Source organism: Myxococcus sp. AS-1-15, assembly GCF_020037055.1.
GTDB lineage: Bacteria > Myxococcota > Myxococcia > Myxococcales > Myxococcaceae > Myxococcus > Myxococcus fulvus.
Genome location: NZ_JAIQDF010000014.1, coordinates 171,316 through 184,681 on the forward strand (window position 1 = coordinate 171,316; position 13,366 = coordinate 184,681).

Consider the following 13,366-nt stretch of genomic DNA (forward strand, 5'->3'; position numbering starts at 1 on the left):
TGGCGGCGGAGGTGCTGCCATGGCCGCGCCCGAGCCGAAGCGAGTGGTGGGGAGGGGGCGGGGGCTCCCTCCTCTGGTGCCCGTGTCGAGGGACACGGCGCCTCCGCTGTCCTTCGCCCAGCAGCGCCTGTGGTTCCTCTCTCAGGTGGACGCGGGAGGCTTCTCCTACAACGTGCCCTTCTTCGCGCGGCTCCAGGGGCGCCTGGATGTCCCGGCGCTGGAGCGCGCGTTGTCGGACCTGGTGCGACGGCACGAGTCCTTGCGCACCACGTTCGGCGAGGAGGCGGGGCGGCCGGTGCAGCACATCCTGCCAGACGTCGCGGTGACGCTGCGGGTGGCGCAGGTCGCCGACGAGGCCGAGGCACGGCGCGAAGCGGAGGCGGAGGCGCGGCGCCCGTTCGACCTGGGCACGGGGCCGATGCTGCGCGCCCGGCTGCTGCGCGTGGCGGAAGACGACCACGTGTTGCTCCTGATGCTGCATCACATCTCCTGCGACGGATGGTCGCTGGGCGTGCTGGAGCGCGACCTGCGGGAGCTTTACGCGGCCCACACCGAAGGGCGCGCGCCCGTGTTGCCCGCGCTGCCCATCCAGTACGCGGACCACGCGGTGTGGCAGCGCGACTGGCTGAAGGGGGAGCTGCTGGATGAGCAGCTCGCGTGGTGGACGGAGCTGCTGACGGGAGCCGCTCCCTCGCTGGAGCTTCCCCTGGACCGGCCCCGACCTCCCGTGCAGACCTTCCTGGGCGCCACCGTGGCGGTGCCGCTGTCTCCATCGCTCTCCCAGGCGGTGAAGGCCCTGGGGCGCGCCGAGAGCGTGACGCCGTTCATGCTGCTGCTCGCGTGCTTCCAGGTGTTGATGTCGCGCTACAGCGGACAGCGTGACGTGGTGGTGGGGACGCCCATCTCGGGACGCAACCGGCGCGAGCTGGAGAACCTCATCGGGTTCTTCGTCAACACGCTCGCGCCCCGTGTGGACGTGGACCCGGAGGAGTCCTTCCGTTCGCTCCTGGGCCGGGTGCGGCAGGTGTGTCTGGGCGCCTATGCGCGACAGGACGTCCCGTTCGAGACGCTGGTGGAGGCGCTGCGCCCGCCGCGTGACTTGAGTCGCTCGCCGCTGTTCCAGGTGATGTTCGTCATCCAGGGGCCGCGCTCGCTGCCGTCGTTGCCGGGGTTGGTGGAGCAGGAGGTGTCCTTCGACTCCGGCATGTCGAAGTTCGACCTCATCTGCTTCCTGCGCGAGACGCCCGAGGGCTGGGTGGGCTTCTGGGAGTACAACACCGCGCTGTTCGACGCGGCGACGGCGCGGAGGATGGCGGGGCACTACGTGACGCTGCTGGAGGGACTGGTGGCTGACCCGAGCGTGCGCGTCGGTGATGCGCCGCTGCTCGCGGAATCGGAGCGGCGGCAGCTGCTGCGCGAGTGGAGTGGGCGCGAGACACCGGACGCTGTCGCGGGGCTGATGCACGCGTGGGTCGAGGCCCAGGTGGCGCGCTCGCCTGACGCCGTGGCGGTGACGGATGGCGTGGCCTCGCTGACGTACGCGGAGCTGGAGCAGCGCGCGAATCAGCTCGCGCATCACCTGCTCGCGTTGGGGGTGAAGCCTGGGAGCACGGTGGGCCTGTGCCTGGAGCGCGGCGACCTGGAGATGCCGGTGGCGGTGCTGGCCACGCTGAAGGCGGGCGCGGCGTTCCTTCCCCTGGACCCGAGCTATCCGGCCCAGCGGCTGGCGCAGATGCTGGAGGACACGGGCGCGCCGGTGGTGCTGGTGCAGGGAGAGCTCGGCCGCGCGCTGCCCGAGCATCCGGGGACGAGGCGGGTGCGCCTGGAGGACGAGGCCGCGCGAATCCGGACGAGGCCCGTGCACGCTCCGGCGCTGTCCCTGTCTCCCGAGACGCCCTGCTACTTCGTCTACACGTCGGGGAGCACGGGGCGTCCCAAGGGCATCCTCATGTCCCATCGCGCGGTGGGGAACATGCTGCGGTGGCTGCTCGCGCGCACCGTGGACCCGGGTGCGACGACGCTGCAGTTCGCGTCGCTGAACTTCGATGTGTCGTTCCAGGAGCTGTTCGGCACGTGGTGTCTGGGCGGCACGGTGTTGCTGGTGGGGGAGGCGGAGCGCAAGGACCCGGTGGCGCTGCTCGGGCGCATGGTGGCGCACGGAGTGGGGCGCTTGTATCTGCCCTTCGTGGCGCTCCAGGCGCTGTGCGAGGTGGCGCAGCATGAAGCGGAGCTGCCGCCCCTGCGCGAGGTGGTGACGGCGGGTGAGCAGTTGCAGGTGACGCCCGCGCTGGTGTCCTTCTTCGAGCGACTGCCGGGCTGCGTGCTGGAGAACCAGTATGGCCCGTCGGAGGCGCACGTCGTCACGGCCTGGAGGGCGCGTGGCCCGCCGTCGACCTGGCCCGCGTTGCCTCCCGTGGGGACGCCCATCTCCAACGTGAAGGTGTACGTGCTGGATGAGCGGGGCGCGCCGAGCCCCGTGGGCGTGGTGGGGGAGGTTTACGTCGGCGGCGCGAGCCTCGCGCACGGGTACTGGGGCAGGGCGGAGCTGACCGCGGAGCGCTTCATCCCGGATGCGCTGAGCGAGGTGCCGGGGGCGCGGCTGTATCGCACGGGCGACAAGGCGCGGTGGCTCGGCGACGGGAACCTGGAGTTCCTGGGGCGCGTGGACGGACAGGTGAAGGTGCGTGGCTTCCGTGTGGAGTTGGGTGAGGTGGAGGTGGCGCTGAAGGCGCTGCCGGGTGTGAGGGACGCGGTGGTGGTGGCGAGACAGGAGGAGGGCGGCGAGAAGCGACTGGTGGGCTACGTGGTGCACGAGGCGCCGTGTGACGTGGAGGTGCTGCGCGGGCGCCTCGAAGCACGGTTGCCGGAGTATCTGGTGCCGAGTGTGCTCGTGCGCCTGGACACACTGCCCCTGGCTCCCACGGGTAAGGTGGACCGCAAGGCGCTGCCCGCTCCGGGCTCGTTCCAACGCGTGGCTCGCGAAGGACACCAGGAACCTCGCGACGCACTGGAGCGCGCGCTGGTGGGCGTGTGGGAAGAGGTGCTGGGCGTCCGCCCTGTCGGCGTGACGGAGGACTTCTTCGCGCTGGGAGGTCACTCGCTGATGGCCATCCGGTTGCTCGCGCGCATCCGTGGCGTCGTGGGCAGGAGCCTGCCGGTGGCCGCGCTCTTCCAGCGCGCGACGGTGGAGCACGTGGCCTCGGTGCTGCGACGTGAGTCGTCGTCCTGGACGCCGCTGGTGCGACTGACCGAGGGACGTGGACGTCGGCCCTTCTTCTGCGTGCATCCGGTGGGCGGCACGGTGCTGAGCTACACGGAGCTCGCGAAGCACTTGGGGCCGGAGCAGCCGTTCCACGGGCTCGAGTCACGCGGGCTCGATGGTGAAGCGCCGCCCTGCGAGAGCATCCCCGAGATGGCGAGCCTCTACCTCGCGGCGATGCGAGACGTGCAGCCGCACGGGCCCTATCGGCTCGGAGGCTGGTCGATGGGCGCCAGCATCGCGTGGGAGATGGCGCACCAGCTCGAGGGGCGAGGAGAGCGAGTGGAGGTGCTCGCGCTCATCGACGGCTTCGTGCGCCCGTACGACGGGGAAGGCTCCGCGCCAGGGCACGATGAGGCACAGCGCTTCGGTGAGCTGTTCCAGCTCGACCTGCTGCGCGCGATGGGACACGGTGAAGCGGCGCAGAGCGCCGAGACACCCGAGGCGCTGCTGCGCATCCTGGAGACCCACGCTCGCGAGCAGGGGAGTGGCGTCACACCGTCACTGAGTGCCCTGCGCCGCGTCTTCGAGGTGAACCTGTTGGCCGCGTGGCGCTACGTGCCCAAGCCCTACTCAGGGCCTGTCGTCTCCATCGAAGCGACGGGCACGCGCCGTGTTCACGGCTGGGAGCAGGTGGCGACAGGCGCGCTCACCGTGCACGCGATTGAAGGAGACCACTACTCCATCCTGCGCGCCCCCGACGTGGGACAGGTGGCGTCAGTCCTTCGGGGCTACCTGGACGAGGTCGAAGACAGTCCGTAGCCGGAGCGCCTGGCGCCGCGACGCAGCCACCACACGAGCAACGGACCGAGAGTGATGACAAGGAAGAGGCTGAAGTAGAGGAACATCTCCCCGGAGCTGGGGTAGTCGCAGTGAGCAATCGTGAACTGCATGCTTCCCCCCTCGTTCACAGACGACCTCAGTAGCGCCGGGCGCTCGCCTCGGGGGCGGCGCCACGGATGCGCCAGACCGTCAGGCGCTGCGAGTTGGTGTGGCTCACCACCATGCCGTCCTGCTGCATCTGCTCCAGCAAACGGTGGGTCTTCAGTCGGTCCAGCCCCACGGCCTTCGCCAGCACGTCACCCGGCAGTCCGGTGATGTTGCTGCGCAGCTCGTTGACGATGGCCTTCTTGAACTCGCTCTTCTGCAGGCCGTCCAGGTCCTGCGTCCTCCACGCCTGGAGGATGCCCGCGGCGATGAGCACCAGCGTCAGTATCGCCACCAGCGGGTAGATGATGTGGCTGTTCTGCTCCAAAATCTCGAAGTACTTCGGAGACATGGAGGAGACGGGACGGGTGTAGTCCGGCACCGCCTGGGCGAGCAGGACCGACGACAAGGTGGACGCGAGGGAGATGGACACGGCCCCCCGACTCTAGGGGGAGCCATGCCACCTCGCAACCCGCACGCCGCGTCAGACGATGCCCATCGACTCGGACGCCCCTTCTGCGAACAGCGTGGTGTCCGCCTTCGCCAGGAGCGTCTGCAGCCCGTCGCGCGTCTGGGCGCTGATGGCCACCCCGCCCCGCGAGCGAAGCAGCGACTCCACCTCCTCCGCGGAGAGCAGGTCCGCCTTGTTCCACACCATCAACCGGGGCTTCTCCATCAACCCCAGCGACGACAGGATCTTCTCCACCGCCTCCACCTGGTCGTCGCGCGCCGGGTCGCCCGCGTCCACCACGTGCAGCAGGAGGCTCGCGTCGTACAGCTCCTCCAGCGTCGCGCGGAAGGCCGCCACCAGGTCCTTGGGCAGGTCCCGGATGAAGCCCACCGTGTCGGTGATGATGACCTCGCGCTCCTGCGGGAAGCGCAGCCTGCGGCTGGTCGGGTCCAGCGTGGCGAACAGCTTGTTCTCCGCCAGCACCTGCGCGTTCGTGATCGCGTTGAGCAACGTGGACTTGCCCGCGTTGGTGTACCCGACGATGGAGATGACCGGCAGCTCGCGGCGGTTTCGCTGCGCCCGCCGCACGCTGCGCTCCCGGCCAATCGTGTCGATGCGCTTCTCCAGATGCGTGATTCGCTCGCGCACCCGGCGTCGGTCGATTTCCAGCTTCGTCTCACCGGGGCCGCGCCCGCCGATGCCGCCCGCGAGCCGGCTGAGCGAGTCATCGCTCTGCACCAACCGCGGCAGCCGGTACTTCAGCTGCGCCAGCTCCACCTGGAGCTTGCCCTCGGCGCTCTGCGCGCGCTGCGCGAAGATGTCGAGGATGAGCTGGGTGCGGTCCAGGACCTTGAGGCTGGTGGCCTCGCCGATGTGGCGCCCCTGCGAGGGGGTGAGGTCCTTGTCGAAGATGAGCAGGTCCACCATGGACTGCATCGAGCGCAGGTTCAGGTCCTCCAGCTTGCCCCGCCCGATGAGGTAGCGAGGGTCCGCCTCGCGCTTCACCTGGAGCACGCTGTCCACCACCTCCACGCCCGCGGTGCGCGCCAGCTCCCTGAGCTCCGCGAGGCTCGCCTCCGCCTGCGCCCGGTTGCCGTCCAGGCACACCGCCACGAGGATGGCCTTCTCCCGCCCACTCACCGCGCGCGCCGCCGCCTTGCGGTTGAACTCCTCCTCCAGCGCGTCCAGCGTGTCGATGAGGTCCGGCTGCTCCAGGTGCACGGAGGGCAGGGTGGTGACCTGCCAGAACTCACCCGTGCCGTTCTCCGGCACGAGGTGGGCGTAGTGCAGCACGCCCGGCAGCCCCTCCTGTCCCACGCCCACCGCAGCCACGCAGTCCAGGCGCAACAGCGCCAGGTCCGTCAGGTCGTCCTTGGTGAGCGGCTCGCTCTTGAGGTGCGTGTGCACCAGCCGCAGGCCACGCAGACGCACCTGGCCCGCACGCGCGCGGCCGATGTCCGGCAGCTCCAGCTTGTGAGCATTGCCCACCACCACGTGCTCGATTTCCCCCTTGCGGTTGATGAGCACGCCCACCTGTCGGTTCGTCTCGTGGGACAGCTCGGTGAGGTGGCGGGCGAGCTCGGGCGACACGATTTCGTGAGGCGACACGCGCCGGCGGAAGGTGTTCCGCAGCCGGTGTTGCTCGTTCGCCTTGAGGCCCAGGGTGTTGCCGTAGATTTCCTTCAAACGCTTGCTCTCCTGACGGAAGCCGGCTGACCCCGTCCTTCCCGGCACTTTATACGGCGCCCCAACGATGTGGCTGACACGCCCCTCCGGCCCGGGTTGCCGGAACCGTAGTGAACACACGGCCCTTGCGCCCTGTTTCCTTTTCCGTCCTACGCTCGCGGACGTGACTCACTCGGGACGTAACGCCCTGCGCGCCGCGAAGCGCGTGGTGGTGAAGATCGGCACCAACGCCCTCACGCACGCCACCGGCCGCTTCAACCGCGAGCACTTCGTGGCGCTGGGGGAGGACCTGCTGTGGGCGGCCCAGGGCCGCGAGCTGGTGGTGGTGTCCAGCGGCGCCATCGCCCTGGGCATGGAGCGGCTGGGCCTGGGCTCTCGCCCTCGCGACATCCCGGGCAAGCAGGCGTGCGCCGCGGTGGGACAGAGCCGGCTGATGCAGGCGTACGAGGACGTCTTCGGCGCCCAGGGACAGGCGGTGGCCCAGGTGCTGCTCACCCACGAGGACATGCGGGACCGGCGGCGCTACCTCAACGTGAAGCACACCCTGGAGCGCCTGTTGTCCGCGTCCGTGGTGCCCGTCATCAACGAGAACGACACCGTCTCCGTGGACGAGCTGAAGTTCGGTGACAACGACACGCTGGCGGGCCTGGTGGCCGGCGTGGTGGAGGCCGACGCGCTGGTGCTGCTCTCCGACGTGGAGGGCCTGTTCACCGCGGACCCCCGCCGCGACGCGGGCGCGCGCCTGCTGGACACCGTGGAGGAGGTCACCTCCGACGTCCTCGCGCTCGCGGGGGGCACCTCCAGCGGCGTGGGCACCGGCGGCATGGCGACCAAGGTCCGCGCCGCCGCGAGCGCCGCCGAGCAGGGCATCCGGGGCGTCATCACCTCGGGCGCCTTGCCCGGCCGGCTGCGCGCCGTGCTGGAGGGTGAGCCCGTGGGCACCCTCTTCGAGCCCACCGGCGCGCGCCGGGGCTCCCGCGCCGCATGGATTGCCCATGCGCTGCGGCCCCTGGGCACACTCACCGTGGATGCCGGCGCGCGCGAGGCCATCGTCCACGGCAAGCGCAGCCTCCTGCCCAGCGGCGTGAAGCAGGTGACGGGCGACTTCGACCGGGGCGACCCGGTGGACCTGGCGGACGCGTCCGGCGAGGTGTTCGCGCGGGGGCTGGCGTCCTACGGCGCGGACGAGCTGCGGCGCATCGCCGGACGGCGCACGTCGGACATCGAGTCCGTGTTGGGGTACCGCTACCTGGATGAGGCCGTGCACCGCGACGACCTGGCGGTGCTGTAGCCGGCGTGGATCAGATGGAGCAGGAGGTGCCGCTCTTGCCGCCGTCGGTGCCCAGCTGCATGAGGGCTCGGAACTCGGGCGAGTCCACCTTCATCAGGAGCAGCGACACTTCCAGCTCGCCCGGCACGCGGCCGAGCTGCAGCTTGCGCTGCTGGCCGTGGAGCAGCGCCAGCTCCGAGTGGCCCTTGGCCTCCGGCAGCAGCAGGTCCAGCTGGAGGAGGAAGGACTCGCCCTCGGCGCGCGGCATCAGCACCAGTCGGTAGTCCGCCGTGGCGGCGCCCGGGCGACGGCGCTCGGCGCGCAGCGTGCGGCCCGTCTCTCCGAGCAGCTTGGGCTGGGCCACGAGCCGCCCGTCGCGCCAGACCTCCACGGCGAAATAGAGGGGCTCGGCTTCAGCGGAGGCAGGCATCATCCCGCAGAACAACCCCACCAGCAGTGCCAGCCCGGCGACCACGTCACGGAAGGTGCGGTTCATGGAGAGGTCCCTTCTGAAGCTGGCGCAGGAATATCCCAAGTCGCGCCCATAGTGCGAGCCCTCCTTGGCGGGTTCAACCTTCCCACCTGTGTCGCAACCATCACACAATTAATTACCTGCTTGCCTGTTCAGTCCTGGCTGGCTATCTGGCCTGGACGCGTGCGGGCCGGGCCGTTGTTTTCCTCCTGTCACGTGCCCCTTCCTTGACCCCCTGGGGTCCGCCCGGCATCGTCGCCGACCTTCCCGAATGGACCGCACCGAACGCATCCTCGACCTCGTGGCCCTCTTGCTCGACGCGCGCGAGCCCATCTCCTGGGCCGAGCTGCGCGAGCACTTCCCCGCTGATTACGGAGGCTCGGACGACGCCGCCGAGCGCAAGTTCGAGCGCGACAAGGCGGAGCTGGTGGAGCTGGGCTTCCCGCTCACCTACGTCCAGGGAGACGACGAGCGCCGCGACGGCTACATCGTCGACCGCGACGCCTACTACCTCCCGGAGGCGGACCTCACCAAGGAGGAGCTGGCCGTGCTCTACGCCGCCGGCTCCGCCGCGCTCACGTCCGGCGCCTTCCCCGGCCGCGATGACCTGGCGCACGCCCTGCGCAAGATTGGCTTCTTCGCCGGCCAGTCGCTGCCCACGCCCAGGGTCCGCATGGAGCTGGGCGCGGTGCAGGAGGGACAGGAGAAGGAGATCTCCGCCCGCCTGGAGCAGCTCTGGGACGCGTGCGCCGCGCGCAAGTGGGTGGAGATTTCCTACGCCAGCCCCAAGCACCCCCACGCCACCCAGCGCCGCGTGGACCCGTATGGCCTGGCGCTCCGGCGCGGCGTGTGGACGCTGGTGGGCCACTGCCAGTTGCGCGGCGGCCTGCGCACCTTCCATGTCCACCGCGTGCGCGAGCTGAAGGTGAACACCGCGCGCCCGCGCACCCCGGACTTCCAGGTGCCGGAGGACTTCTCGCTCGACAACCACGTGGCGTACTTCCCGTGGCAGCACCGCTTCCACGAGCCGCAGGAGGTGGTGCTGCGGCTGTCGGGCGCGCTGGCCTCGCGCGCCTCGGGCCTGTTCCCCGGCGCCGTGCTGGAGCAGGTGGCCGAAGGGGGCATCACCCGGGCCCACCTCAAGGTGAGCTTCCTGGATGGCCTGGTGCGCTTCTGCCTGTCGCTGGGGGCGGACTGCGTGGTGGAGGGACCCGAGAGCGCCTGTGCCCGCCTGCGGGAGATGGCCGCGCGCGTGGCCAACCGCCACGCGGACGCGCAGGAAGACAAGGTGAGCGCATGAGCAACGTCCACGAGCGGCTCCGCCGCCTGCTGTTCCTCGTCCCCTACGTGTCCAAGAACCCCGGCGTCACGGTGGAGGCGCTCGCGCGCGCCCTCAACGTCAGCCGGGAGGACCTGCTGGAGGAGCTGGACCTGCTCACGTGCGTGGGCCGGCCGCCCTTCAACCCGGACGACTACATCGACATCTACGTGGACAACGACCGCGTCTACGTGGACCTGGACCAGCGCCTGTTCGCGCCGCCCCGGCTGACGGCCGGGGAGGCCGCGGCCCTGGCCGCCGCGGCGGAGCTGCTCCGGCCGGCCTCCGGGGACGCGCTGCAGAGCGCCCTGCAGAAGCTGGAGCGCGTGCTGCCGCCCCAGGTGCGCGAGCGCTACCGGGAGATGTACCGGAAGATCGACGCCTCCGCCGAGGCGCCCCAGGCCCTGGGGCCGCTCACCCGTGCGATTCTCGAGCGGCGAGAAGTCACCTTCGGATATGCCAGCCCCGGACGCCCCGCCGAGCCCCGCAGGGTGCGCCCGTACGAACTGCTCAGTCACCGGGGGCAGTGGTATCTGCAGGGCTTCTGCCACACCCGGCAGGACGCCCGACTGTTCCGGCTGGACCGGATGGAGGACCTGGCCGTCACCGACACCCCCTTCCTCCCCCCGCCCGATGCCCGGGCGGATGTCCCCAATCCCGCCCGGAGCCGCTCCGAGGCGTCCGTCCGCGTGCGCTTCTCGCCCGTGGCGGCGCCCTACGTGAAGGAGCGCTTCGGCCAGGACGCCCGCCCGCTCGCTGACGGGGGCGTGGAGGTCCTGGTGGCCGGCGACAGCGAGCGCTGGCTCACGCAGTGGGTGCTGTCCTTCGGGGGCGAGGCGGAGGTGATGGAACCCGTCTCCGCGCGAGCCGCCGTTGCCCGAGCGGCGCGAGCCTCGATAGGATTGTAGAGCCCCATGCCTTTCCAGCTGACGATCTCCGAGGGAAAAGACGCCGGCAAGGAGTTCGTCTTCGACCAGGACTCCGTGCTCATCGGTCGTACGTCCGAATGCGACGTCGTGCTGTACGACCCAGGTGTCTCCCGCCGCCACTGCCGCCTGTTCCTCGACGGTGACGCCTACAGCGTCGAGGACCAGGGCAGCGCCAATGGCACCCTGCTCAATGGCACCTCCGTGCAGACGCAGGCCCTGGAGGACGGCGACAAGCTGACCCTGGGGCCGGTGACGTTCGTCTTCACGCTGATGACGGCCGACGCCGCCACCGGCGAGGAGGAGATACCCGCCGGCGCCGAGGACGGCGCGAACAGCACGCGCATCGTGTCCGTGGACGCGCTCAAGCGTCAGCGCAACAAGGGCGTGGCCCTGGCCCCCGAGGGCGCCGACGAGCAGTCCCTGGCGGAGATGCGCCAGGGCGCCACGCGCAACAACCTCCGGGCCCTGCGTCCGGCCGGCCAGAGTGGCGCGCGCGCCGCGCTGCCCGCGTCGGCGGAGGCCCCCGCGGCCATCGAGCGCGCCGCGTCCTCCGCCCCCGCGCGCGCCCGTCCCGGCACCGGGGCTTCAGCGCCCGTGCGCTCCAGGCCGACCTCCAACGCGGGCGCCGCCAGCGGCCTGTCCGCCGCCGAGCGCGCCCGCATCCGCCGCGAGTCGCCGGGCCTGGTCGCCAGCGCGAAGCTGTTCTGGGCGGACGCCACCAACATGGTGCGCGGCGGCATCATCGGCGGCGCCGTGGTGCTGGTGCTGGGCATCTTCGGCCTCCTGTACTGGCTGGTGCTCAGCGGCGTGGACACGGGCCCCGTGGGCGAGGAGCCCGCGATGCTCACCGGGCAGCCCATCCGCGACTCGTTCGGCCTGGGGCCGGACGTGACGTGGAACCGCCCGGACATGAAGATCTTCGAGTGGGAGTACACCGCCGCCACCCGCGCGGTGGTCATCCTCCACTACCAGGCGCAGGGCATCTCCAAGGACGAGGTGATGGTGAGCGTCAACGGCGTGGACGTGGGCAAGGTGCCCCCGGACACGCTGGCCAGCCAGGACCGCTCCCTGGAGCTGATGATTCCCGCCCAGCACCTGAAGAAGGGCGAGCCCAACCGCATCGTCTTCGACAACACGAAGAACCCGCCGGGTGAGGACCCCTGGCGCATCTGGAACGTGTGGGTGGAGCGCGCGCTCCTGCCGGACCTGCTCCCCGAGGAGCTGGTGCGCCAGGCCAGCGAGTCCTACAAGCGCGGCCGCAAGAACAGCGACACGCCGGACATCGGCGCGCGCAACCGCTACGAGGCCTGGAAGGGCTTCCGCGAGGCGTGGCTGATGCTGGAGGCCCACCCGGAGCCCAAGCCGGACCTCTACTACGAGGCCCGCGAGCGCATGCAGACCGCGCAGCAGGAGCTGGACCGCACCTGCGCCAAGCTCCTGCTCGAGGTGGAGAAGTACTACAACCAGGGCAACTACAAGGGCGCCGCCGCCACCCTGGACCACGTGAAGCAGTACTTCCCCGAGTACGACCAGCCGTGTGCCACGCGCGCCGAGAACAAGCGCGCCGAGTACGGGCTGTAGTCGTCGCGGGTTTTCGCCGGGATGCACCGTCCTGCACAGGACGGTGCATCACCCCGAGGGGCCGTCCGCGAGGCCCGTCGGGTTGCCGGCGCGAGGGGCCGTCCGCACCGTAAGGTCGCCATGCGCGACCTGGAGGTCATGAGCGAGAGGACGGGTGTCTCGGGTGAGGAGCCGCCCGAGGCCGGCTGTTCCCAGGGCCCCCTGCCGGAGCAGGCGCCCGTCTGGAGCCCTGGTGTCTCCAGCCTCCTGCTGGCGCGCTACTACCTGCCGCGCGGCCACTCGGTGGTCCGGGGCAACGCGTGCGAGCTGCTCCGCGACGGCGTGGAGGCCTATCCGGCGATGCTGGACGCCATCCGCCGGGCGCGGCGCTACATCCGCCTGGAGACGTACATGTTCATCACCGACGCCGTCGGTGAGCTGTTCGGCCAGGCGCTCGCGGAGGCGGCCGAGCGGGGCGTGCACGTGAAGGTGCTCTACGACGCGGTGGGCTCGTGGACCAGCCGCAAGTCGTACTTCGACACCCTGCGCCAGCGCGGCGTGGACATCCGCCCCTTCAAGCCCTTCAACCTGTCGCGCGGCTGGCGCCACCTGCTGCGCCGGGACCACCGGAAGATCCTCATCGTCGACGGGGAGGTGGCCTTCACCGGGGGCGTCAACATCTCCGCGCACTGGGCGCCGGCGGGGGAGGGCGGCGGCTGGCGCGATGACGTGCTGCGCATCGAGGGGCCCGCGGTGCACGCGCTGGAGCGCCGCTTCCTCGCCACGTGGAGGATGATGTTCCAGGACCGCTTCCACCGCTGGGCCACGGGCCTGGGGCGGCTGCGGCGCCGGCGCGGCGGGGGCGCGCGGGGCCAGGTGGGGCTGGCGGTGCTGTCCAGCCGCCGCAGCATCCACCGGGCGTACCTGCACGCCATCCAGCGCTCGCGCAAGAGCGTGCTCATCGCCGCGGCCTACTTCGTGCCGGACCGGCGGCTCGTCGCCGCGCTGCGCGACGCGGCCCGGCGGGGCGTGGAGGTGAGCCTCTTGCTCAACGCCCGCTCGGACCACCCCCTCCTCGAGTTCGTCACCCGCGCCTTCTACGAGAAGCTCCTGGGCGCGGGCGTGCGCATCTTCGAGTGGCAGCGCGGCGTGCTCCACGCCAAGACGGCCGTCGTGGACGGGGCCTGGGGTACCCTGGGCTCGTTCAACCTGGAGCGGCTGAGCCTGGCCTTCAACCACGAGGTCAACGCCGTCTTCGCCGACCCGCGCCTGGGCCGGCAGCTGGAGGAGTCCTTCCGGACGGACTGCGGCGACTGCCGCGAGGTGACGCTGGCGGAGTTCCGCCGCCGGCCCCTGTGGCGCAAGCTGCTGGAGCGCGCCCTGTACGCCCTGCGCAAGGTGCTCTGAGGGCCCGCCCCGGGGTTGTCCTGGGGCTGCCCCGCCGTGACGCAAGAGGTGTCGCGGACGACATTCCCCCAGCGGGACGCATGGTTC

9 protein-coding genes are annotated in these 13,366 nt (G+C 70.9%); 6 read left to right on the forward strand and 3 right to left on the reverse strand.

What is annotated here, in order from left to right; translation table 11 throughout:
- Positions 1-19 precede the first annotated feature (19 nt).
- Positions 20-4,021: an amino acid adenylation domain-containing protein gene (locus tag K8625_RS31890; RefSeq protein ID WP_223784837.1), complete on the forward strand. Its 4,002-nt coding sequence runs from the start codon at positions 20-22 to the stop codon at positions 4,019-4,021.
- A gap of 157 nt (positions 4,022-4,178) precedes the next feature.
- On the opposite strand, the gene K8625_RS31895 is transcribed toward K8625_RS31890, so the two are convergent.
- Positions 4,179-4,619 carry a hypothetical protein gene (locus tag K8625_RS31895; protein ID WP_223746388.1) on the reverse strand — a complete coding sequence of 147 codons (441 nt, stop codon included), beginning with the start codon at positions 4,617-4,619 and terminating at the stop codon, positions 4,179-4,181.
- A gap of 51 nt (positions 4,620-4,670) precedes the next feature.
- A complete protein-coding gene (gene hflX, locus K8625_RS31900; protein WP_141332144.1) occupies positions 4,671-6,323 on the reverse strand; it encodes a GTPase HflX in 1,653 nt (550 codons plus the stop codon).
- Positions 6,324-6,486: 163 nt separating this feature from the next.
- On the opposite strand from hflX, the gene proB reads away from it, so the two are divergent.
- On the forward strand, positions 6,487-7,614 hold the full coding sequence (proB, locus tag K8625_RS31905; RefSeq protein ID WP_223784838.1) for a glutamate 5-kinase: 1,128 nt from the start codon (positions 6,487-6,489) through the stop codon (positions 7,612-7,614).
- 10 nt (positions 7,615-7,624) lie between these two features.
- Here proB and K8625_RS31910 read toward each other — a convergent pair whose 3' ends face one another.
- Positions 7,625-8,089: a hypothetical protein gene (locus K8625_RS31910; protein WP_141332142.1), complete on the reverse strand. Its 465-nt coding sequence runs from the start codon at positions 8,087-8,089 to the stop codon at positions 7,625-7,627.
- 247 nt (positions 8,090-8,336) lie between these two features.
- On the opposite strand from K8625_RS31910, the gene K8625_RS31915 reads away from it, so the two are divergent.
- The 4 genes from K8625_RS31915 to K8625_RS31930 all read left to right on the forward strand — a co-directional run bounded on the left by K8625_RS31915 (position 8,337) and on the right by K8625_RS31930 (position 13,279).
- Entirely contained in the window at positions 8,337-9,365 is a 1,029-nt protein-coding gene (locus tag K8625_RS31915) for a YafY family protein (RefSeq protein ID WP_223746390.1), read from the forward strand.
- Positions 9,362-10,291 carry a YafY family protein gene (locus K8625_RS31920; RefSeq protein WP_141332140.1) on the forward strand — a complete coding sequence of 310 codons (930 nt, stop codon included), beginning with the start codon at positions 9,362-9,364 and terminating at the stop codon, positions 10,289-10,291. The genes K8625_RS31915 and K8625_RS31920 overlap by 4 nt, the downstream gene beginning before the upstream one ends.
- A gap of 6 nt (positions 10,292-10,297) precedes the next feature.
- Entirely contained in the window at positions 10,298-11,893 is a 1,596-nt protein-coding gene (locus K8625_RS31925; RefSeq protein WP_223784839.1) for an FHA domain-containing protein, read from the forward strand.
- Positions 11,894-12,031: 138 nt separating this feature from the next.
- On the forward strand, positions 12,032-13,279 hold the full coding sequence (locus K8625_RS31930; protein ID WP_370640318.1) for a phosphatidylserine/phosphatidylglycerophosphate/cardiolipin synthase family protein: 1,248 nt from the start codon (positions 12,032-12,034) through the stop codon (positions 13,277-13,279).
- Positions 13,280-13,366 lie beyond the last annotated feature (87 nt).

Bases quoted from the DNA above. Each gene is read 5' to 3' on its own strand.
- K8625_RS31930 (WP_370640318.1), top strand. From the start codon at position 12,032: ATGAGCGAGAGGACGGGTGTCTCGGGTGAGGAGCCGCCCGAGGCCGGC.
- K8625_RS31890 (WP_223784837.1), top strand. From the start codon at position 20: ATGGCCGCGCCCGAGCCGAAGCGAGTGGTGGGGAGGGGGCGGGGGCTC.
- K8625_RS31910 (WP_141332142.1), bottom strand. From the start codon at position 8,089: ATGAACCGCACCTTCCGTGACGTGGTCGCCGGGCTGGCACTGCTGGTG.
- K8625_RS31920 (WP_141332140.1), top strand. From the start codon at position 9,362: ATGAGCAACGTCCACGAGCGGCTCCGCCGCCTGCTGTTCCTCGTCCCC.
- K8625_RS31915 (WP_223746390.1), top strand. From the start codon at position 8,337: ATGGACCGCACCGAACGCATCCTCGACCTCGTGGCCCTCTTGCTCGAC.
- K8625_RS31925 (WP_223784839.1), top strand. From the start codon at position 10,298: ATGCCTTTCCAGCTGACGATCTCCGAGGGAAAAGACGCCGGCAAGGAG.